Raw genomic sequence first — 24067 nt, forward strand, 5'->3', positions numbered from 1 at the left:
GTCAGTCCTCCTGGTGGGTAAGGGTGGTGTCGTCGGTGGCCTCGGCGAGGCGGGCGGCCAGGATCGGGCCGATCTGGGCCAGTGAGCCGGCTTCGGTCATCTTGTTGTGCCGGGTGGTGATCTCGTGCGATTCGATCCGGCCCGCGATGTACGGGCGCCAGGTCGCCGGCCCGGCGTCGTCCCCGTCGCGGTCGATCGTCGAGTTGAACAGCAGCAGGTCGCCGTCGAACCCCGCGGGGACGAACTCGACCGCCAGCCTGGCGTTGTTGATCATGATCTGGACGATGACCTCGAGCTGCCGCTCGCTCAGGCCGGCCAGGGCGCTGCCCCGCTCGTTCAGGACCTCGGCGACCTCGGCATAGGTCAACTGCCGGTCGCCCAGCGCGTCCGGGTCGACGTCGAGCACACCGACGAGGACGTCCCGCTCGGTGGGCACGGCCATCTCGTCGAACGTCACGTCCTTCACCGGATAGGCGTCGAGGATGGCGAGGAGCGCGGTCCGCTCGCCGCGCGCCTGCAGCTCGCAGGCGAGCGCGTGGGCGATCAGGCCGCCGGCGGACCAGCCGAGCAGCAGGTACGGGCCCTCGGGCTGGATCTTGCGGATCTGGTCGGCGTAGTCGGCCGCCATCTCCTCGAAGGACGCCGCCAGCGGTTCGGGGCGGCCGAGGCCGCGCGCCTGGATCGCGTAGACGGGGTGATCCGGACCGATGTGGTTCAGCAGCCCGCTGTACGACCAGCTGATGCCGCCGCCGGGGTGGATGCAGAACAGCGGCGTGCCGGTCCCGGTCGAACGCAGCGGCAGCACCACGTCCAGCGCGTCGTCGGCGTTGTCCATGACCAGGCGTTCGGTGAGACCGGCCACGGTCGGCGCCTCGAACAGCATGCGCAGGCCAAGCTCCAGACCGAGGGTCTCGCGGACCCGGGAGGTCAGGCGGGCGGCCAGCAGCGAGTGCCCGCCCAGATCGAAGAAGTTGTCGTCGATGCGCACCTGTTCCCGGCCGAGGACCTCGGCGAAGAGGTCGCACAGCAGCTCCTCGCGCGGCGTCCGGGGGCCACGTCCGGAGCCCTGGGGCCCGTACTCGGGGGCGGGCAGGGCGGCCCGGTCCAGCTTGCCGTTGGCGGTCAGCGGCAGCGTGTCCACGGTGACGAACGCCGACGGCACCATGTAGTCGGGCAGGTCACGGCGCAGCCGCCCGGAGAGCTCGGTCGTGTCGGGCACGCCCTCGGGGGCGGGCACCAGGTAGGCGACGAGCCGCTTGTCGCCGGGCCGGTCCTCGCGGGCGACGACGGCCACCTGGGCGACGCCCGGGCAGCTCGCCAGGATCGCCTCGATCTCGCCGGGCTCGATCCGCAGACCCCGGAGCTTGACCTGGTGGTCGGTCCGCCCGGCGAACTCCAGGGTTCCCCCGGCCGGCCACCACGCCAGGTCGCCGGTGCGGTACATCCGGCTCCCGGGCGGCCCGTACGGGTCGGCGGTGAAGCGCTCCGCCGTCAGGCCGGGGCGGCCGAGGTAGCCGCGGGCCACGCCCGTGCCCGCCAGGTACAGCTCGCCGACCAGGCCGGTGGGCACCGGCCGCAGGCGGTCGTCGAGCACGTAGGCGCGCATGTTCGCCATCGGCCCGCCGATCGGCACGGTCGCGGCGTTCTCGGGGAGGCTGTCCACCGAGTGGCAGGTGGCCAGGGTCGTGGCCTCGGTGGGTCCGTAGCCGTTGACCACCTCGACGCCGGGGCAGACCTCCAGCACCCGGGCGACGGCGGCCGGGGAGACCACGTCACCGCCGGTCCACACCTCGCGCACCCCCGCGAGCAGGCCCGGCCGCTCCTCGGCGACCAGGCGGAACAGGCCCGCGGTCAGCCACAGTCCGGTCACCCCGTGGGTGCTGATCGTGTGCTGGAGCAGGTCGAGGTCGAGCCGCTCGGGCGGTGCGACCACGATCCGGCCGCCGTTGAGCAGCGGCACCCACAGTTCGTAGGTCGAGAGGTCGAAGGCGGTCGGGGAGTGCATCAGCACCCGCTCGTGGCCGCCGCCCCGGTACTCGGGGGTGAGCGCGAGGCCCACCACGTCGCGGTGGGTGACGGCCACGCCCTTCGGCCGGCCGGTCGAGCCGGAGGTGTACATCACGTACGCCGACTGCCGCTGATCGCAGCGCACTTCGACATCGGACGGGTCGGGCTCGCCCTCGATCAGCGCGGTCAGCACGTCCTCGGTGAGCACCAGCGCGGCCCCGGCCTCCTTCAGGATCAGATCGATCCGGGACTGCGGGAAGCGCGAGTCGAGGGGCGCGTAGGCGCCGCCCGCCTTGATGATCGCCAGAAGCGCCACGACGAGGTCCGCCGAGCGGTCCAGCAGCACCGCGACCGGGGACTCCGGCCGTACGCCCTGGCGGATCAACGCCCGCGCGAGGCGGTTGGAGCGCCGGTCGAGTTCCCGGTAGGTCAGCTCGGTGGCGCCCGCCACGACGGCCACCGCGTCCGGGGTGGCGCGCACCTGCCGGGCGAACAGCTCCGGCAGCGCGGCCTCCGGCAGCTCGAACGCGGCGCCGGTGGAGTCGGACAGCAGCCGACGGCGTTCCTCGCCGGACATGATGTCGATCCGGCTGATCGGCCGGCCGGGGTCGGCGGCCGCCGCGCGCAGCAGCCGTGCCCAGCGCTCGAACAGCAGCTCCACCGTGGCCGGTTCGAACAGGTCGGTGGCGTACTCCACCGCGCCGACCATGCCGTCGGGGCCACCGTCCGGACGGAACTGCTCGGCCAGGCTGAACGTCAGGTCGACCCGCGAGGTGCCGGTCGACGCCTCCAGGTGGCCGGTCTCAAGACCCGGCAGCGCGAACTCGCCCACCGGCGCGTTCTGCAGGGCCAGCATGATCTGGAACAGCGGGTGGTGCGCCAGCGACCGGGCCGGGTTGACCACCTCGACCAGGTACTCGAACGGCACGTCCTGATGGTCGTACGCGGCGAGCGCCTTCTGCCGCACCCGGCCGAGCAGTTCGGCGAAGCCGGGGTCGCCGCTCGTGTCGGTGCGCAGCACCAGGGTGTTGACGAAGAAGCCGACGAGGTCGTCCAGCGCCTGGTCGGTGCGGCCCGCGATCGGACTGCCCACGGGGATGTCGGTACCGGCGCCGAGCCGGGTGAGCAGTGCGGCGAGGCCGGCCTGGAGCACCATGAACATGCTGGCGCCGCGCGCGGCGGCCAGGTCCCGCAGCACCTGGTGCAGTTCGGGGTCCAGCCGGACCCCGACCCGGCCGCCCCGCTGGGAGGCCACCGGCGGCCGGGGCCGGTCGACGGGCAGCTGGACCTGCTGCGGAAGCCCCTCCAACTCGTCCTTCCAGTAAGCCAGTTGCCTGGCGAACAGGCTGTCCGGGTCGGCGGTGTCGCCGAGCAGGTCGCGCTGCCACAGCGCGTAGTCCGCGTACTGCACCGGCAGCGGGGACCACTGCGGATCCTCGCCACGGCAGCGCGCCGTGTAGGCGGTCGCGAGGTCGCCGGAGAGCGGTCCCATCGACCAGCCGTCGGCGGCGATGTGGTGCACCACGACCAGCAGCACGTGCCGGTCGGGCGCGAGCGCGTACAGTTCCGCCCGGACCGGCGGCTCGGCGGCCAGGTCGAAGCCGCGCTGTGCCGTCCGCGCCAGCCGCTCGGCCAGCCGGCTCTCGTCGAGCTCGACCACCGGCAGCTCCGGGTGTGCCCGCTCGGCGCTCAGCACGACCTGGTACGGCACGCCGTCCGTCTCACGGAAGACCGTGCGCAGGCTCTCGTGCCGGGCGATCACGTCCGCGAGGGCGGCGTGCAGGGCCGGGCGGTCGAGGTCGCCGGTCAGGCTCAGCGCGAGCGGCATGTTGTAGGTGGCGCCCGGCCCGTCCATCCGGTGCAGGAACCACAGGCGGCGCTGGGCGAAGGACAGCTCCACGCCTTCGGGTCGCGGCCGGGCGGTCAGCGCGGGCCGCGCCGTGCCGGAGCCGTCGAGGCGGGCCGCCAGTCCGGCCACGGTCGGCGTCTCGAAGAGCGTCCGGACCTCGAGCTCCGCGCCGAGGGTCGCCCGGACGCGGGAGGCCAGGCGGGTCGCCAGCAGCGAGTGTCCGCCCAGGTCGAAGAAGCTGTCCTCGACGCCGACCTGGGCCAGGCCGAGCACCTCGGCGAACAGTTCGGCGAGGAGCTGTTCCTGCGGGGTGCGGGGCGCCCGCCCGGCTCCGGCCGGGCCGAGGTCGGGCGCGGGCAGCGCGCGGCGGTCCAGCTTGCCGCTGGCCGTCAGCGGCAGGGTCTCCAGCGCCACGAACGCCGACGGGATCAGGTAGTCGGGCAGTCGCCCGCGCAGCCAGTCGCGGAGCTCTCCGATGAGGGCGCCGGTGCCCCGGCTGCCGGTCGGGCGGCTGGTCAGCGACGACAGGGGCCCGTCGGCGGTCCGGGCCGTCCGATACGCCTCGACCGGGGCGCCGTGCCGGGTCCGCGGGTCGGCGAAGACGACGTCCACGGCGTCGGCCGCGTCGGCCGACCAGGTGACGCCCACCCAGCGGTCGAACTCCGGCCCGAGGGCCCGGAAGTCCTCGGGGTCGGGGAGTTCGCTCTCCTCCGGGCCGTGCAGCCGCTCCAGCAGCTCGGCGAGCGAGCCGTCGCCGTTGTGCACCGCCCGGGCCAGGGCGGACTCCCGCACCACCCGACGGTTCGGCACACCGGTGATCCGCAGCACGTCGGCGGGCGGCTGGGCGAGGAGTTCGCGCAGCTCGGCCGGTCCTGCGAGCCCGCGTCCCCACTCCAGCTCGACCGTCCGGCCCGGGACCGCCGGAACGACGGGAGTCTTGTGCAGCGTCACGTCGTAGCGGTAGCGGGTCAGTTCGTTGTGGTGACGGCCGCTCTTGACCTCCACGGCCACCGCGCCGATGTCCGTGGTGCGCTCCCGCAGGACGGTGAAGAAGTCCGGGTCGACCAGGAGCTCCTTCTCCACCCTGACGGCCTGCTCCACCGTGCGGCGCACCGCCGCGAGGTCGCCGTCGGCACCGGTGCGGTGCAGTTGGACCGCGGTGGCCAGCGGACGCAGCAGCCGCAGGTTGCGGACGTCACCGACGAAGAGCGCCCCGCCGGGGGCGAGCAGCCGCATCAACTTCCCGATCACGTCGGCGAGGTAGTCGGCGGACGGGAAGTACTGCACCACCGAGTTGATCACGACGGTGTCGAACCGCCCGGCCGGCAGACCGTCGGTGTCGTGCGCCGGACGGGTCTGGAGCACGATGCGCTCGGCCAGGTCGTCCTGTCGGGCGACCTGCGCGGTCAGCGCGTCGATGGCCGTGGCGGAGAAGTCCGTCGCCCAGTAGGACTCGCAGTGCGGCGCGATCTGCGAGAGCAGCAGTCCGGTGCCGACGCCGACCTCCAGCACCCGGCGGGGGCGCAGGGCCAGGATGCGGGCCACGGTGGCGTCCCGCCATTCCCGCATCTCCTCGACCGGGATCGGGCTCGCGTCGTAACTGCTGTTCCAGCCGACGAAGTTCTGGCCGAAACCGGCTTCCTCGGGGGTGATGGGCAGGGCGTCGTAGATGTCCTGCCACTCCCCCACGTGGTCCGCTTCCAGGCCGCTGTCCCGGGCCTCGTCCTGGTGCGCGACGACGTAGCCGACGAGTCGGTCGTCCTTGGCGAGGACGGCGGCCCGGGCGACGGCCGGGTGCTCGGCCAGGGCCGCCTCGACCTCGCCGGGTTCGATGCGGAAGCCGCGTACCTTCACCTGGTCGTCGGCCCGGCCGACGTACTCCAGCTCTCCTCGGCCCAGCCACCGCACCAGGTCTCCGGTGCGGTACATGCGCTCGCCGGCCTCGAACGGACAGGCGACGAACCGTCCGGCGGTCAGGCCCGGCCGGTTCAGGTAGCCGCGGGCCAGTCCCGCGCCCGCGACGTACAGCTCCCCCGCCACGCCCGTCGGCACCGGCCGCAGCCGCTCGTCCAGCACGTACACCCGGGAGTTGGCGATCGGACGGCCGATCGGCGGCACGCCCGCCCCCGGCGACAGCGGGTCGCTCATGGTCGCGCACACCGTGGTCTCGGTCGGACCGTACGCGTTGATCATCCGACGGCCCGGCGCCCACCGGGCCACCAGCTCCGGCGGGCAGGCCTCGCCCGCCACCACCAGCGTGGACACCCGCACCGAGCCCTCCGGCAGGGCGGCGAGGACGGACGGGGGCACGGTCACGTGGGTGACCGTGAGGTCCCGGTCGGCCAGCGCGGCCACCGGGTCCGCCGTCGGGGGCAGCACCAGGGTCGCGCCGCGCAGGAGCGCGGTGTAGATCTCCGACACCGAGGCGTCGAAGCTGGGCGAGGCGAACTGGAGCACCCGGCTGTCGGGTTCGATCGCGAACCGCTCGATCTGTGCGGCGACCAGGCTGGCGACACCGCCGTGGGCGACCACGACGCCCTTGGGGCGGCCGGTCGAGCCCGAGGTGTAGATCACGTAGGCCGGATGCCGGACGTCGAGCGCGACCGCGGGGTCGGTATCCGGCCAGGCGGACACCTCGGTCACCAGCGCCGGGTCGTCGACCGTCACGGCCGGCCGCGCGTCGTCCAGCATGAACGCGATCCGCGCCGCCGGGTACGCCGGGTCGATCGGCAGGTACGCGGCACCGGCCTTCAGCACACCCAGGACGGCCACCACGGACTCCACCGACCGCGGCAGGGCCACGGCCACGGTCCGCTCCGGTCCGACACCGCGGGCGATCAGCGCATGCGCGAACCGGTTGGCCCGGGCATTGAGTTGACGGTACGTCAATTCGACATCGCCGCAGACCAGTGCGGGGGTGTCCGGTGTCGTCGCCACCTGCGCCGCGAACGCCCGCGGCACCGGGACGGCCGCCACCTCGCGGGCGGTCGCGTTGCCCCGCTCCAGCAGGCGGTGCCGCTCGTCGGCGTCGAGGATCTCGATCCCGCCGATCGGCCGGTCCGGGTCGGCGGTGACCGCCTCCAGCAGCAGTGTCCAGCGCCGGGCGAGCGCCTCGACCGTCGAACGGTCGAACAGGTCGGTGGCGTACTCCACCGCACCGACGATCCCCGCCGGGCCGCCGTCCGGACCGAACTGTTCGACGAGGCTCACGCCGAGGTCGAACTTGGCGGTCCCGGTGGCCACCGCGTAGGTGGTGACGTCCAGGCCGGGCAGCGAGAACCGGCCCATCGGGGCGTTCTGCACGGCCAGGATGGTCTGGAACAGCGGGTGGTGGGACAGCGAGCGGGACGGGTTCAGCACCTCCACCAGGTGCTCGAACGGCACGTCCTGGTGCGCGTACGCCGACAGCGCCGTCTCCCGCACCCGGCCCAGCAGTTCGGCGAAGCTCGGGTCGCCGCTGGTGTCGGTGCGCAGCACCAGCGTGTTCACGAAGAACCCGACCAGATCGTCCAGCGCCTCGTCGGTACGCCCCGCGATCGGAGACCCGATCGCGATGTCCGTACCCGCACCCAGCCGCGTGTACAGCGCCGCCAGCGCCGCCTGCAGCACCATGAACAGGCTCGCGCCGGACTTGCGCGCCAACTCCAACAGGGCGGTGTGCAGTTCGGGGCTCAGCTCCAGGCCGATGTGGTCCCCGTGCCAGCCGGCGACGGCCGGCCTCGGCCGGTCGGCGGGCAGCCGGAGCAGCTCCGGCAGTTCGGACAGCTGGCGCTTCCAGTAGTCGAGTTGTTCCGCGAACCGGCTCTCCGGGTCGGTGGCGTCGCCGAGCAGGTCGCGCTGCCACAACGTGTAGTCCGCGTACTGCACCGGCAGGGCCGACCGGTGCGGCGCGCGGCCCTCGCAGCGGGCGGCGTACGCCTCGGCCAGGTCACGGGCCAGCGGGCCGGTGGACCAGCCGTCACCGGCGATGTGGTGCATCACCAGCAGCAGCACGTGCACGTCCGGCGCGATCTCGAACAGCTCCGCCCGCAGCGGCGCCTCGGCCTCCAGGTCGAAGGGCCGCCGGGCGAACTCGGCGAGCCGCTCGAAGAGTTCGGCCTCCGACACCTCGGTCAGCCCCGCCCGGGGCCGGGCCTCGGCCGGGTCCAGGACGCGCTGGCAGGGCACGCCGTCGACCTCCGGGAAGACCGTCCGCAGGCTCTCGTGCCGGGCCACCACGTCGGCCAGCGCCTCGTCCAGCGCCGCCCGGTCGAGCGTCCCGGTCAGCTGGAGCGCCAGCGGGATGTGGTAGGTCGCGGCGGCGGCGTCCATGCGGTGCAGGAACCAGAGCCGGCGCTGGGCGAAGGACAGCGGCACCGCCTCCGGCCGCTCGTGCATGGTCAGCGCAGGACGGGCGTGGCCGGCCCCGGCCAGCGCCCCGGCCAGGCCCGCCGCGGTGGGCGCCAGGAACAGCGCGCGCAGCCCCAGCTCCACCCCGAGCACCGAGCGCACCCGCGCGGCCAGCCGGGTGGCGAGCAGCGAGTGCCCGCCCAGGTCGAAGAAGTCGTCGTCGACCCCGACCCGTGGCACGCCGAGGACCTCGGCGAACAGCTCGCACAGGATCTGCTCCTGCGGCGTGCGCGGTGCCCGTCCGGCCCCGGCCGAACCGGCGTCGGCAGCGGGAGCGGGCAGCGCCGCCCGGTCCAGCTTCCCGTTGGGCGTCAGCGGCAGCACGTCCAGCAGCACGAGCGTCGACGGCACCAGATAGTCGGGCAGCCGGTCGCGCAGGTACGCCGTCAGCTCCGCCGGGCGTACGACCGTGCCGGGACGCGCCGCAACGTAGCCGACGAGCCGGTCGTCCTTCGCGAGCACGGCTGCCTGGGCGACGGCGGGATGCTCGGCCAACGCCGCCTCGATCTCGCCGAGTTCGATGCGGAAGCCGCGCACCTTCACCTGGTCGTCGGCACGGCCGACGTACTCCAGCTCACCGTCGGTCCGACGGCGCACCAGGTCGCCCGTGCGGTACATCCGCGCACCCGCCGGGCCCAACGGGCAGGCCACGAACCGACCGGCAGTCAGACCCGGCCGGTTCAGATAGCCGCGTGCCAGACCGGGGCCCGTGACATACAGCTCCCCTGTCACCCCGGGCGGCACGACGCGCAGCCGCTCGTCCAGGACGTACACCCGCAAGCCCGCGACCGACCGGCCGATCGGCGGCACACCGGCCCCCGGGGCCAGCGGAGCGCTCATCGTCGCACACACCGTCGTCTCCGTCGGACCGTACGCATTGATCATCCGACGGCCCGGCGCCCACCGGGCCACCAGCTCCGGCGTGCAGGCCTCGCCCGCCACCACCAGGGTGGTGGCCGTGAGATCGGCGCTGTCCACCGCGGCCAGGGCCGACGGCGGAAGCGTCACATGGGTGACACCGAGCCCGCGGTCGGTCAGGGCCTCCAGCGGAGCATCGGACGGGGCCAGGACGAGGGCGGCGCCGCTGAGCAGGGCACTGCACAGGTCCCAGAAGGCAGCGTCGAAGCTGGGCGAGGCGAACTGGAGCACTCGGCTGCCGGGCGCAACGCCCAGCCGCTCGACCTGCGCCGCCACCAGACCCGACACACCGGCATGACTCACCACCACGCCCTTGGGCCGACCCGTCGAACCCGAGGTATAGATCACATACGCCGGATGCCGGGCGTCCAGCCCGACCACGGGATCCGTGTCCGGCCAGTCGCCCTCGCCCACCGTCGCCGGGTCGTCGACCACCAACGCAGGCCGTGCGTCGTCCAGCATGAACCGGATCCGCGCCTGCGGGTACGCCGGATCCACCGGCAGGTACGCGGCACCGGCCTTCAGCACACCCAGAACCGCCACCACGGACTCCACCGACCGCGGCAGGGCCACCGCCACGGTCCGCTCGGGACCGACACCCCGCGCGATCAACGCATGCGCGAACCGGTTCACCCGGACGTCGAGTTGACGATATGTCAGCTCGACATCACCGCAGACCAGCGCGACCGCGTCCGGGGTCGCGGTCACCTGCGCGGCGAACAGCTCCGGCAGGCTCGCCCCGGCCACCCGGCCCTCGACGGCGGGCAGCAGCTCGCGGCGCTCCCCGTCGGACAACAGGTCGATCGCGCCGATCGGCCGGTCGGGCGCGGCGGCCACCGCGGCCAGCAACCTGGTCCACCGGGCGGCCAGGGCCTCGACCGTCGAGCGGTCGAACAGGTCGGTGCTGTACTCGACCGCACCGCTCAGCCCGGCCGGCGCGCCGTCGGGCCCGTGCTCCTCCGCGAACCCGAAGGTCAGGTCGAGCCGTGCGGTCCCGGTGAGCACGCTCACCCGGCGGACCTGGAGCCCCGGCAGCCCGAAGTCGTCACCCGGCGCGTTCTGCACGACCAACCCGGTCTGGAACAGCGGGTGGTGGGACAGCGAGCGGGACGGGTTCAGCACCTCCACCAGGTGCTCGAACGGCACGTCCTGGTGCGCGTACGCCGACAGCGCCGTCTCCCGCACCCGGCCCAGCAGTTCGGCGAAGCTCGGATCACCGCTCGTGTCGGTGCGCAGCACCAGCGTGTTCACGAAGAACCCGACCAGATCGTCCAGCGCCTCGTCGGTACGCCCCGCGATCGGAGACCCGATCGCGATGTCCGTACCCGCACCCAGCCGCGTGTACAGCGCCGCCAGCGCCGCCTGCAGCACCATGAACAGGGTCGCACCCGAGCGCCGCGCCAACTCCACCAGATTCGCGTGCAGTTCGGCATCGATCCGGAGTTCGAGCAGATCGCCGCCGTACGACATGGCGGCCGGGCGCGGCCTGTCGGCGGGCAGCCGCAACCGCTCGGGCAGCCCGGCCAGTGCCTCGGTCCAGTAGGTGACCTGGCGGGCGAACACGCTGTCCGTGTCGTGCTCGTCGCCGAGGATCTCGTGCTGCCACAGGGTGTAGTCGCCGTACGTCACCGGCAGCGGCGGCCAGGTCGGCGCCCCACCGCCCTGTCGGGTGGTGTAGGCGGTGGCCAGGTCACGGGCCAGCGGGCCCATGGACCAGCCGTCCCCGACGATGTGGTGCATCACCAGCAGCAGCACGTGCTCGTCCGGCGCGATCTCGAACAGCTCCGCCCGCAGCGGTACTTCCGAGGTCAGGTCGAACGCCCGTACCGCCGCCTCGCGCAGCAGCGCGGGCAGCTCCGCCTCGTCCGCCGCGCGTACGGTCAGCGGGACGGCGGCCTCGGTGGGGTCCAGCACCCGCTGGTGCGGGACGCCCGCGACGTGCGGGAAGACCGTGCGCAGGCTCTCGTGCCGGGCCACCACGTCCGCGAGCGCGGTGCTCAGCGCGGCCCGGTCGAGGTCACCGGTCAGCCGCAGGGCGAGCGGCATGTGGTACGTGGCGCTCGGCGCCCCGAACTGCTGGAGGAACCAGAGCCTGCGCTGGGCGAACGACAGCGGCATCGGTTCGGGGCGGGGCCTCGGTACCAGGGCCTGTCGCGCGGTGCCGGCGTCGTGCAGCCCGGCCGCCACTCCGGCGGGGGTCGGGCTGCGGAACAGGCTGCGCAGCTCCAGCTCGACGCCGAGGGTCGCCCGGACCCGGGAGACCAGCCGGGTGGCGAGCAGCGAGTGCCCGCCCAGCTCGAAGAAGTCCTCGTCGACCCCGGTCCGGGCGAGGCCCAGCACCTCGGCGAACAGCTCGCACAGGATCTGCTCCTGCGGGGTGCGCGGCGCCCGGCCGGCCGCCGTGGTCACCGGCTCGGGCGCGGGCAGCGCCGCCCGGTCCAGTTTCCCGTTCGGGGTGAGCGGCAGCGCGTCGAGCAGCACGAACGCGGACGGCACCAGGTGGTCCGGCACCCGGTCGCGCAGGTACGCCGCCAGCGCCGCCGCGGTCGTCCCGGTCCCGGCCAGGGGGACGACGTACGCGACGAGCCGGTCCTCGCGGGCGAGCACCGCGACCTGGGCGACGCCCGGGTGCGCGGTCAGCTCGGCCTCGATCTCGCCCGGCTCGACCCGGAAGCCGCGGATCTTCACCTGGTGGTCCACCCGGCCCGCGAACTCCAGCTCCCCGTCGGCGCGCCAGCGGACCAGGTCACCGGTGCGGTACATCAGCGCGCCGACCGGACCGTAGGGGTTGGCGACGAACCGGGTGGCGGTGAGTCCGGGCCGGTTCAGGTAGCCGCGGGCGAGTCCCGCCCCGGCGAGGTACAGCTCGCCCAGCACACCGGGGGCGATGGGCCGCAGCGCCGAATCCAGCACGTACACCTGGCAGTTGGTGATCGGTACGCCGATCGGCACCGGCAGCGGGCAGTCGGCGGGATCGGCCGGCAGCGGGTAGGCGGTGATCACATGGGTCTCGGCGGGGCCGTAGTGGTTGTGCAGCTCCCGGCCCGGACGACGGGCCTGGAAGCGGCGTACGGCACCGCCGAGGCGCATCGCCTCGCCGGCCTGCGCGATCAGCCGCAGCTTCGGCAGTTCGAGACCGGCCTCCCCTGCGGCCTCGGCCAGCGCCTCGACGACCAGGTTGGGCGCGAACAGCTCCTCGACGCCGTGGCGGTCCAGCCAGCGGGCGAACAGCTCGGCGCTGCGCCGCTGTTCCTCGGTCGGCACCACGAGGGTCTTGCCGTACAGCAGCGCGGAAAGTGTCTCCTGCACCGAGACGTCGAAGCTGATCGCGGTGAACTGCGCGGTGCGCGTGCCGGGTTCGCCGCCGACGGCCCGGTGGTGCCAGGCCAGCAGGTTCAGCAGCCCGGCGGCGGGCATCACCACGGCCTTGGGCCGGCCTGTGGAACCCGAGGTGTAGATGACGTAGGCCGGGTGCCGCGGGTCCACGGCGACGGCCGGATCGTGCTCCGGCAGCTCCCCGTCCGGTGTGACGGCCGCGAGGTCGTCGAGCACCACGGCAGGCCGCGCGTCGTCCAGCATGTACGCGATCCGGGCGGCCGGGTAGTCCGGGTCGACCGGCAGGTAGGCCGCGCCCGTCTTCAGCACCGCGAGGACGGCGACCGACAGCTCGGCGGAGCGCGCCAGTCGCAGGGCGACGACCTGCTCCGGTCCCACCCCGCGCGCGATCAGCGCGTGCGCCAGACGGTTGGCCCTGCGGTTCAGCTCCCGGTAGGTCAGCACGGTGTCCTCGAACACCACCGCCGGGGCGTCCGGGGTCGCCCGGACCTGCGCCTCGAAGAGGGCGGGCAGGGTGGCGGCGGACACCGGACGCGCGGTGTCGTTGCGTACGACCAGCAGTTCGTGTCGTTCCTCGGCGGTGAGGACGTCGATCCGGCTCAGTGGCCGGTCCGGTGCGGCGACCACCGACGCCAGCAACCGCAGCCATCGGCCGACCAGTGCCTCCACCGTGGCGGGGTCGAACAGGTCGTTGCTGTACTCGACCCGCCCGACGATGCCCTCGGCAGGCCCGCCGGTGCCACCGCGCTCCAGCAGGTGGAAGCCGAGGTCGAACATCGCCGTCGGCGTCCGGACCAGGACGATCTCGGCGGTCAGACCGCTCAGCGCGAACTCGGTGCGGGGCACGTTCTGGAGCGCGAGCAGCACCTGGAACAGGGGCTGACGGGCGAGCGACCGGGACGGGTTGAGGGCCTCGACGACGTGCTCGAACGGCAGGTCCTGGTGCGCGTAGGCGGCGAGCGCGCTCTCCCGGACCCGGCCGAGGAGGTCGGCGAAGGTCGGGTCGCCACTCGTGTCGGTGCGCAGCACCAGGGTGTTGACGAAGAAGCCGACGAGGTCGTCCAGGGCCTGGTCGGTCCGGCCGGCGATCAGGCTGCCGACCGGGATGTCCTCTCCCGCGCCGAGCTTGTCCAGCAGCGCGGCCAGGGCGGCCTGCAGCACCATGTACACGCTGGCGCCGTGCTCCCGGCCCAGCCGGACGAGTCCGGCGTGCAGTTCGGCGTCGAGTTCGATCGCGAGGTGGCCGCCGGAGTCGGAGGGGGTCGCGGGCCGAGGGCGGTCGGCGGGGAGCCGGATCTGCTCCGGCAGGTTTGCCAACCGGTCGGTCCAATAAGCCTGCTGACGGGCGAACAGACTGTCCTGGTCGGTCGCGTCGCCGAGCAGTGCGTGCTGCCACAGCGTGTAGTCGGCGTACTGGACGGGCAGCGGCACCCACTGCGGTTCCTCGCCCCGGCAGCGGGCCGCGTAGGCGGTGGACAGGTCGGCGGCCAGCGGGCCCAGCGACCAGCCGTCGCCGGCGATGTGGTGCATCACCAACAGCAGCACGTGCGTGTCCGGTGCCGTCGCGAACAGCTCGGCACGCAGCGGTGGTTCGGCGGCGAGGTCGAATCCGCGCGCCGCGGCCGACACCAGCAGCTCCGGCAGGTCGCTCTCGTCGGCCGTGGTGACCGGCAGCGGCGGCCGGACCGTCCGCGCCGCCAGCACGTCCTGGTACGGCACCCCGTCGGCCTGGGGATACACCGTGCGCAGGCTCTCGTGCCGGTCGACGACGTCGGCCAGCGCCGCTTCCAGCGCCCCCCGGTCCAGCGGTCCGCGGAGCCGCCACGCCAGAGGCATGTTGTAGGCCGGGCCGGAGTCCTCGAGCTGGTGCAGGAACCACAGCCGCCGCTGGGCGGACGACAGCGGCACCAGTTCGGGCCGCTCGGCCCGTGCCAGGGCGATCCGGGCCCGGTCCGCGCCGCCCAGCCCGGCGGCCAGCCCGGCCACGGTCGGGGTGCGGAACAGGGTGCGCAGCGCGAGTTCCACGCCCAGGGTCGTACGGACCCGGGCCACCAGGCGGGTGGCCAGCAGGGAGTGTCCGCCCAGGTCGAAGAAGTCGTCGTCGACACCGACCTGTGTCAGGCCCAGCACTTCGGCGAACAGCCCGGCCAGCACGTGTTCCTGGGGCGTGTGCGGTGGCCGGCCGGACCGCGTCGTCGTGGCCTCGGGCTCGGGCAGGGCGCGTCGGTCCAGCTTGCCGCCGGCGGTCAGCGGCAGGGCGTCGAGGGAGACGAACGCGGCGGGCACCATGTGGTCGGGCAGCCGTTCACGCAGGTGCGCCCGCAGGTCCTCCGGCCGAAGCTCCGCCCCGGTGACGGGCACCAGGTGGGCGGACATACGGGTGTCGCCCGCCCGGTCCTGACGGACGGCCACGGCGGCCTGCGCGACCTGCGGGTGTTCCGCCAGTACCGCCTCGATCTCGCCGAGTTCGATCCGGAAGCCGCGCACCTTCACCTGGTCGTCGGTGCGGCCGAGGAACTCCAGGTTCCCGTCCGTTCCCCACCGCACCAGGTCTCCGGTGCGGTACATCCTCGTGCCGGCCGGCCCGAACGGGTCGGCCACGAAGCGCCCGGCGGTCAGCCCGGGCCGGTTCAGGTAGCCACGCGCCAGTCCCGCCCCGGCGATGTACAACTCGCCCGTCACACCGGGGAGTACGGGCTGCAGCGCGTCGTCCAGCACGTGGAGGCGGGTGTTGGCGACCGGCCGGCCGATCACCGGGCGCCGGCTCGACCCCAGCGGTGCGACGACCGAGTTCACCGTGCACTCGGACGGTCCGTAGAAGTTGAAGCAGGTCACGTCGTCGGTCGCACGCAGCCGTTCCCACAGCTGCTCCGGGACGGCCTCGCCGCCCGCCGCGACCATCGCCGGACGCCACCGCGGACCGTCCAGCAGCCGTTGTCCGATCAGGACCCGCAGGTACGACGGGGTGGCACCGACATAGTCCAGCTCGCACCGCGCGGCGTACGCGACGAAGGCGTCCGGATCGGTCCAGGTGGCGTCGTCCGGGACGTGCAGCTCGTGGCCCGCGAACAGGCCGAACAACTGGTCCCAGGACGCGTCGAACGACACCGAGGTGGTCAGTCCCACCCGCAGCCGCCGCTTCGGCCACGGCTCGAACAGCAGCGGCCGCTGGTTGGCGAACAGGTTGAGCAGGCCGCCGTGCGTCGCGAGCACGCCCTTGGGCCGTCCGGTGGAGCCGGAGGTGTAGATGACGTAGGCCGGTTGCTCCGGGGCGACGGTCGCCTCCGGGTCCGTCGTCGGGCGGTCGGCCACCCGGACCGCGGTCTCCGGGTGGTCGGTCACCAGCCGTGCGGTGTGGGCGGCCCCGGGCAGCCGGTCGTGGGTACGGGTGTCGGTGACCAGCAGGACCGGCCGGGCGTCGTCGAGCATGTGGGCGATCCGTGCGGCCGGGTACTCCGGGTCGACCGGAACGTACGCGGCGCCGGTCTTCAGCACCGCGAGGATCGCCACCACCAGCTCCGCCGAGCGTGGCAGGGCCACCGCCACCAGCCGCTCCGGGCCCGCGCCCCGCGCGATCAGCTCATGCGCCAGCCGGTTCGCGCGCGCGTCCAGCTCCGCGTACGTCAGCGAGGCGTCCGGCCCCACCAGCGCGACCGCGTCCGGCGTCGCCCGTACCTGCGCCCGGAACACCTCGGGCAGACTGCCGGCGGGGACCTGCACCACCGGGCCGGTGCCCAGCGTCCGCAGCTCACGTTCCTCGTCCGCGGCGAGCAGACCGATCCGGCTGAGCCGTCGCCGCGGTTCGGCGATCACGGCGCGCAGCAGCCGGATCCACCGCCCGGTCATCGTCTCGACGGTGGCCGGGTCGTACAGGTCGCCTGCGTACTCGACCAGCCCGTCGATCCCCGCCGGGGAGCCGTCCCGCGCGTGCCGCTCGGACATCGTGAAGATCAGGTCGAGCTTGGCGGTGGTCGTCGTCAACGGCATGTCGCCGACGCGCAGCCCGGGCGGGGCGAAGTCGGCCCGGGGCGCGTTCTGGAGTGCCAGCATGATCTGGAACAGCGGGTGGTGCGCCAGCGACCGGACCGGGTTGAGCGCCTCGACGAGGTACTCGAACGGCAGGTCCTGGTGGGCGTACCCGGCCAGCGCGGTCTCCCGGACCCGGCCCAGCAGTTCCGCGAAGGTCGGGTCGCCCGAGGTGTCCGTGCGGAACACCAGGGTGTTGACGAAGTAGCCGACCTGGTCGTCCAGGGCCTGGTCGGTCCGGCCGGCGACCGGGCTGCCGACCGGGATGTCCGTGCCCGCGCCGAGCTTGCTCAGCAGCGCCGCCAGCCCGGCCTGGAGCACCATGAACAGGCTGGCGCCGTGCGTACGGGCGAACTCGCGCAGTCCGCGGTGCAGTTCCGCGTCCAGCCGGGTGTGCACGAAGCCGCCCCGGTGCGAGGCGACCGCCGGGCGGGGCCGGTCGCCGGGCAGCTGGAGCTGCTCCGGCAGATCGGCCAACTTCTCGGTCCAGTAGGCCGCCTGGCGGGCGAAGAGGCTGTCGCCGTCGGCCGCGTCGCCGAGCAGCTCGTGCTGCCACAGGGTGTAGTCGGCGTACTGGACCGGCAGCGGCGCCCACGGCGGTTCCCCGCCCCGGCGGCGTGCCGCGTAGGCGGCGGTCAGATCCTGTGCGAACGGTCCCAGCGACCAGCCGTCACCCGCGATGTGGTGGAGCACCACCTGGAGCACGTGCTCGTCCGGAGCGAGCTCGAACAGGCTTGCCCGCAGGGGGAGTTCGTCCGCCAGGTCGAACGGACGGGCCTTGGCGGACGCCAGCGCGTCCGGCAGGGCGGCCTCCGTGGTCCGTACCGTCTCCAGTCGCGGACGGCCCGCCACGACGTCCAGCACCCGCTGGTACGGCACGCCCTCCACCGCCGGGAAGACGGTGCGCAGGCTCTCGTGCCGCTCGACCACGTCCGCCAGGGCCGCTGCCAGGGCCCGCCGGTCCAGGTTCCCGGAAAGCCGCCACGCCAGGGCGATGTGGTAGTTCGCTCCCGCGCCTTCCAGCTGGTGCAGGAACCACAGCCGCCGTTGGGCGAACGACAGCGGGACGGCCTCGGGCCGCGGGCGGGGCGTCAGGGCGACCTGCGCCCGGCGGGCACCCGCGAGGGAGGCGGCCGCACCGGCCGGCGTCGGGGTCTCGAACAGGGTGCGCAACTCGAGCTCCACCCCCAGGGTCGCGCGGACCCGGGCGGCCAGCCGGGTCGCCAGCAGGGAGTGCCCGCCCAGGTCGAAGAAGCTGTCCTCGACACCGACCTCGGCCACCCCGAGGACCTCGGCGAACAGCTCGCACAGGATCTGCTCCTGCGGTGTACGGGGAGCGCGGCCGTTGGCCGCCGGGGTCAGGTCGGGTGCGGGCAGCGCGCGTCGGTCCAGCTTGCCGTTGGCGGTCAGCGGCAGGCTCTCCAGGGTGACGAACGCGGCCGGCACCATGTGCTCCGGCAGCCGCTCCCGCAGATGCGCGCGCAGTCCGGCCGGGGCCGGGGCGGCACCCGGGGCGGGCACCAGGTACGCGACCAGCCGGGTGTCGTCGGCCCGGTCCTGTCGCGCCAGGACGGCGATCTGCGCCACGGCCGGGTGGGTGGCGAGCGCGGCCTCGATCTCGCCGAGCTCGATCCGGAAGCCGCGCACCTTCACCTGGTCGTCGGCCCGGCCCACGAACCGCAGGCCGCCGCCCGCGGACCGGCGTACGACGTCGCCGCTGCGGTACATGCGCGCGCCGGCCGGCCCGAACGGGTCGGCCACGAAGCGCCCGGCCGTCAGACCGGGCCGGTTCAGGTACCCGCGCGCCAGCCCGGCGCCCGCCACGTACAGCTCGCCGGGCACGCCCGGGGGCACCGGCCGCAGACGGGCGTCCAGCACATGGGTGCGCAGATCGGGGACCGCCGTGCCGATCTCTCCGGCGGCGGTGCCGTCCCGGTCGAGCGCGGCGTGGGTCACGTGCACGGTGGTCTCGGTGATGCCGTACATGTTGACCAGCCGCGGCGCGTCGTCCGGGTGCCGCTCGTACCAGCTCGCCAGCCGGGCGATCTCCAGCGCCTCGCCGCCGAACACCACGGTGCGCAGGGCGAGCGAACGGCCGGTCTCCGGCGCCTCCTCGTCCGCCTGCATCAGCTGGTAGAACGCCGACGGCGTCTGGTTGAGCACCGTCACCCGCTCCCGGGCGAGGAGCTCCAGGAACCGGCGGGGCGAGCGGCTGGTCTCGTGGTCCACGACCACAAGGCGGCCGCCGTACAGCAGCGGGCCCCACAGTTCCCACACCGAGAAGTCGAAGGCGTAGGAGTGGAAGAGGGTCCAGACGTCGTCGGCCGAGAAGTCGAACAGCTTCTCGGTGGTGCCGAACAGCCGCACCACGTTGCGGTGCGACACCACCACGCCCTTGGGGTCGCCGGTGGACCCGGAGGTGTGGATGACGTAGGCGGGATGTCCGGGATCGAGCGGGATGCCGGGGTCGGTGTCCGGCAGTCCTTCCAGATCGGCCGCGTCCAGCAGGAGCCGGTCCATCGCGGCCGCGCCCGGCAGTTCGCCGGTCCGGCCCGTCGTCACGAGCAGCGTCGGCCGGGCGTCCTGGAGCAGGTAGGCGATCCGGGCGGCCGGGTACTGCGGGTCCACCGGAACGTAGGCCGCGCCCGCCTTGAGCACCGCGAGGACCGCCACCACCAGCTCGGCCGAGCGCGGCAGGGCCAGTGCCACGCGCTGCTCCGGGCCCACGCCCCGGTCGATCAGGGCGTGCGCGAGCCGGTTCGCGCGGGTGTTCAACTCGCCGTAGGTCAGCGCGACTTCGCCGTCGGTGAGGGCGACGGCGGCCGGGTTCGCCCGTACCTGCCGCTCGAACAGCGCGGTCAGGCTGCTCGCCGACGGCTCCTCACTCGGGCCGGCGGGCGCGGGGAGCAGCGCGCGGAGCTCCTCCGCGGACAGCACGTCCACCTGGCCGATCGTCCGGCCGGGGTCGGCGACGACGGCGCGCAGCAGCCGCAGCCACCGCTCGACGATCCCGGTCACGGTGGCCTCGTCGAACAGGTCGGTGCTGTACTCCACCACGCCCGACAGACCGTTCGCAGCGGGCTGTTCGGCCAGGATGAAGGTCAGGTCGCACTTGGCCGTCCCGGTGTGGACCAGGTCGGTCGTCACCCGCAGCCCCGGCAGGTCGAACGTGCCGAGCGGCGCGTTCTGCAGGGCGAGCATGGTCTGGAACAGCGGGTGGTGCGCCAGCGTCCGGGTCGGGTTCAACGCCTCCACGAGGTGCTCGAACGGCACGTCCTGGTGCGCGTACGCGGCCAGCGCGTCGGCGCGCACCCGGCCCAGCAGTTCGGTGAACGTCGGGTCGCCGGTGAGGTCGGTGCGCAGCACCAGGGTGTTGACGAAGAAGCCGACCAGATCGTCCGCGGCCTCGTCGGTGCGTCCGGCGATCGGGGTGCCGATCGGGACGTCGGTGCCCGCGCCGAGCCTGCCCAGCAAGGCGGCAAGTCCTGCCTGGAGCACCATGAAGAGGCTGGCCCCGCCGTCCCGGGCGAGGGTGCGCAGGCCCTGGTGCAGCTCGGCGTCGATCCGCATCGGCAGGACGGCACCGCGGTAGGACATCGCCGTCGGCCTGGGCCGGTCGAACGGCAACTCGACCTGTTCGGGCAGGTCCGCCAACTGCTGCTTCCAGTAGGCCAGTTGTTCACCCAGCAGACTGTCCGGGTCGGAGCTCTCGCCGAGCAGCTCCCGCTGCCAGAGGGCGTAGTCGGCGTACTGGACCGGCAGCGGCGACCACTCCGGCTTCGCCCCTTCGCAGCGGGCCGCGTAGGCGGTCGCCAGGTCCCGTGCGAGGGGTCCCGTCGACCAGCCGTCACCGGCGATGTGATGCACCACCAGCAGCAGCACGTGCTCGTCGGGTGCCGACTGGAACAGCTCGGCGTGCAGCGGCGGTTCCACGGACAGCTCGAAGCCGCGCCGGGCCGCCTCCGCCAGCCGCTCCGGCAGGTCGCCCTCGCCGGTCTCGGTCACCCGCAGTCGCGGCCGTGCCGCGTCGGGATCCAGCACCCGCTGGCACGGCACCCCGTCGACCACCGGGAAGACGGTGCGCAGGCTCTCGTGCCGCTCGGCCACGTCCGCCAGAGCCGCCTCCAGAGCCCGCTGGTCCAGGCTGCCGGACAGCCGCAACGCCAGCGGGATGTTGTAGGTGGCGCTCGGGCCCTCCATCTGGTGCAGGAACCACAACCGGCGCTGCGCGAAGGACAACGGAATCGCGTCGGGCCGCTCGCACCGCCCCAGCGCCGGGCGCGCCCGGCCCGCGACGTCCACCACCGCCGCCAGCCGCGCCACCGTCGGCGCGTCGAACAGGTCGCTCAGCGAAAGCTCCACGCCCAGCACCGACCGTGCCCTGGCGACCAGCCGGGTGGCCAGCAGCGAATGCCCGCCGAGGTCGAAGAAGCTGTCGTCCGGGCCGGCCACCGCCACCCCGAGAACCTCGGCGAACAGCCCGGCCAGCAGGTGCTCGGTCGCGGTGCGCGGGGCACGGCCCGGGGCGACCGCGGTGTGCTCGGGTGCCGGAAGGGCCCGGCGGTCGAGCTTCCCGTTCGGCGTCAGCGGCAGCGTGTCAAGCGTCACGAACGCCGACGGCACCATGTACTCCGGCAGCCGTTCGCGCAGATGCGCCCGCAGCACGTCCGGTCGCGCTTCCTCCCCGGTGACGGGCACCGCGTAGGCGACCAGGCGCCGGTCCTCCGCCCGGTCCTGCCGCACGACGACGGCGGCCTGCGCGACCCGCGGGTGCTCGACGAGCACCGCCTCGATCTCACCGAGCTCGATCCGGAACCCCCGGACCTTGACCTGGTCGTCGGTGCGGCCGAGGAACTCCAGGTTCCCGTCCGTACCCCAGCGCACCAGGTCGCCGGTGCGGTACATCCGCGAACCGGCCGGCCCGAACGGATCGGCCACGAAGCGCCCGGCGGTCAGGTCCGTCCGGTTCAGGTAACCCCGTGCCAGGCACGTGCCGGCGATGTACAGCTCACCCGTCGCGCCCATGGGCAGGGGCCGCAGCGCGCCGTCCAACACGTACAGCCGGGTGTTGCCGACCGGTCGGCCGATCACCGGACGCGGGCTCGACCCCAGCGGCGCGACGACCGAGTTCACCGTGCACTCGGACGGCCCGTAGAAGTTCACGCAGGACACCCCGTCGGCCGCGCGCAGCCGCTCCCACAGCCGCTCCGGGACGGCCTCCCCGCCCGCCGCGACCAGCGCGGGACGCCACTGCGGATCGTCCAGCATGCCGTGCGCCACGAGGACCTGGAGGTACGAGGGGGTGGCCTCGACGAAGTCGAGGCGGCGACGCGCGGCGTACGCGACGAAGGCGTCCGGGTCGGTCCAGGTCGCCTGGTCCGGGACGTGCAGCTCATGGCCCGCGAACAGGCTGAGCAACTGGTTCCAGGACGCGTCGAACGAGACCGACGTGGTCAGGGCCACCCGGAGCCGTCGCCGTCGCTCGACCAGCGGCGGGAACAGGGTCCGCTGCTGGTCGGCGAACAGGTTGAGCAGGCCGCCGTGCGTCGGCATCACGCCCTTGGGCCGTCCGGTGGAACCCGAGGTGTAGATGACATAGGCCGGCTGCCGCGGATCCACCGCGACCTCGGGATCCGCGGCCGGGCAGGCCGCCACCGTCCCCGCGGTGGCCGGCTCGTCGACCACCAGCCACTCGCCACGACCGGACTCGGGCAGCCGTTCCCGGGTGCGGGAGTCCGTCACGACCAGAACCGGCCGGGCGTCGTCGAGCACGTACCCGATCCGTGCGACCGGGTACTCCGGGTCGACCGGAACGTAGACGGCACCCGACTTGAGCACCGCCAGGACCGCCACCACCAGCTCGGCCGAACGCGGCAGGGCCACCGCCACCAGCCGCTCCGGCCCCGCCCCGCGGGCGATCAGGGCGTGCGCCAGCCGGTTCGCGCGCGCGTCCAGCTCCGCGTACGTCAGCGACGCGTCCGGTCCCACCAGCGCGACCGCGTCCGGCGTCGCCCGTACCTGCGCCCGGAACACCTCCGGCAGGCTCTCGGCGGACGCCCGGCCCACCGAGCCCGCGCCCAGCGCCAGCAGCTCACGCTCCTCGTCCGCGGCGAGCAGGCCGATCCGGCCGAGCCGTTCTTCCGGGGCACAGTGCGCGACGGTGTCCAGCAGGGCGATCAACTGCCGCTGGTGGTAGGCGAGTTCGTCGTCACTCCAGGATCGGGGCGCACCCTTGAGTTCGACCTGGAGTTCGCTGTCTCCCCGTCGGCCCGTGATCCAGAGGGACAGTCCGGTGGTCGGCTCCGGGAGCAGGTAGTGCAGGGTGGCGGGATGTCCGGCGAAGCTCGGCGCGGAGTCGAAGACCACGATGTTGACGACGAGCGGGAACACCGCCCCGGCGGCACCGGGAGCCGTGAAGGCCCGGAACACGTCCTCACCGCGGTAGCGCTGGTGCGCCAGGGCCGCGTCGACCTCCCCCGCCGTCTGCGTGACGAGGTCCTGCCAGCGCGTCCCCGGCCGTACCGGCAGACGCAGGGGCACCACGTTCGACACCGCACCGGGTGCGGAGAGCAGGGCACGTTCGGCCCCCTCGCGCCCGGTGACGGGCAGGCCGATCAGTACGTCCCGGTCCCCGGTGAGCCGGTGCGCGTAGAGAGCCGCTGCCGCGATCAGCGGACGGGACCAGTGGACCTCGGTCTCCCCCGCGGCCTGTCGCAGCACGTCCACGCCGAGCATCGCCGGCGCCACCCCGGAACGCGGGCCGCTCCCGCCGTGCGGAGCCCGGCCGGTGAGCTGCGTCGGTTCCGCCTGGCCCGCGAGCCGCTCCGTCCAATAGGACCCGTCGGAGCTGAACTGCTCAGAGGCACGGTAGTCGGCGTCGCTGCGCAGCAGGTCGTCCAGTGGACGCAGCGGCGACGGCGGGACCGGGTCGCCCGCCGCCAGCGCCGCGTACACCCGCGTGATCCGCCGCCGGACGAGGGAGAGGCCGAACCCGTCCATCACCAGGTGGTGGTGGTTCTGGTACAGGAGGTGGTGCACCGGCGAGAGGCTGATCAGGGCGAAGCTGAAGAGCGGATCGCGGGCGAGGTCCAGCGGACGCATCCGGTCCCGGGCCATCCACGCCAGGGCCGCCGCCCTCGGGTCGGGCTCCGAACTGAGGTCGAGCCGCGTCGGTTCCCACTGCCATGCCGCACGGACGATCTGGCGCGGCTCCTGCCCGTCGTGGACGAACGTCACGTGCAGCGCGTCGATCTCGTCGACGACCCGGCGCAGCACGGTCTCGACCAGCTCGGCATCGACCGGACCGTGGACCTCCAGGTATTCGCCGATGCGGTAGGCGTCGAGCGCTGTCCGCGCGCGCTGCTCGGCGAGCCAGATCTCACGCTGGGCCGCCGACAGGGGAAGGGAGTCGCCGTCGCGACGGGACATGGGGGGATACCTCCGGGAGTGGGGGGAGGAGTGGGGGGCGTGGGGGGCGTGGGGGGGGAAAGCAGGGGGGAGAGGAGTGGGGCAGGCGTGTGCGCGGGGCACGCCCGGACGCGC

The 24067-nt window shown here is 73.7% G+C and carries 1 protein-coding gene; it reads right to left on the bottom strand.

Annotated elements, in window-relative coordinates:
• Position 1: 1 nt before the first annotated feature.
• The gene (locus tag ACWC24_RS15895) at positions 2-23953 is read right to left on the bottom strand and encodes a non-ribosomal peptide synthase/polyketide synthase (protein ID WP_450663403.1); all 23952 of its coding nucleotides are present in this window, start codon (positions 23951-23953) and stop codon (positions 2-4) included.
• Positions 23954-24067: the final 114 nt, after the last annotated feature.

The organism is Streptomyces sp. NPDC001443, from assembly GCF_053597355.1.

Excerpts from the sequence above, each read along its gene's own strand:
- ACWC24_RS15895 (WP_450663403.1), bottom strand. The coding sequence starts at position 23,953 with ATGTCCCGTCGCGACGGCGACTCCCTTCCCCTGTCGGCGGCCCAGCGT.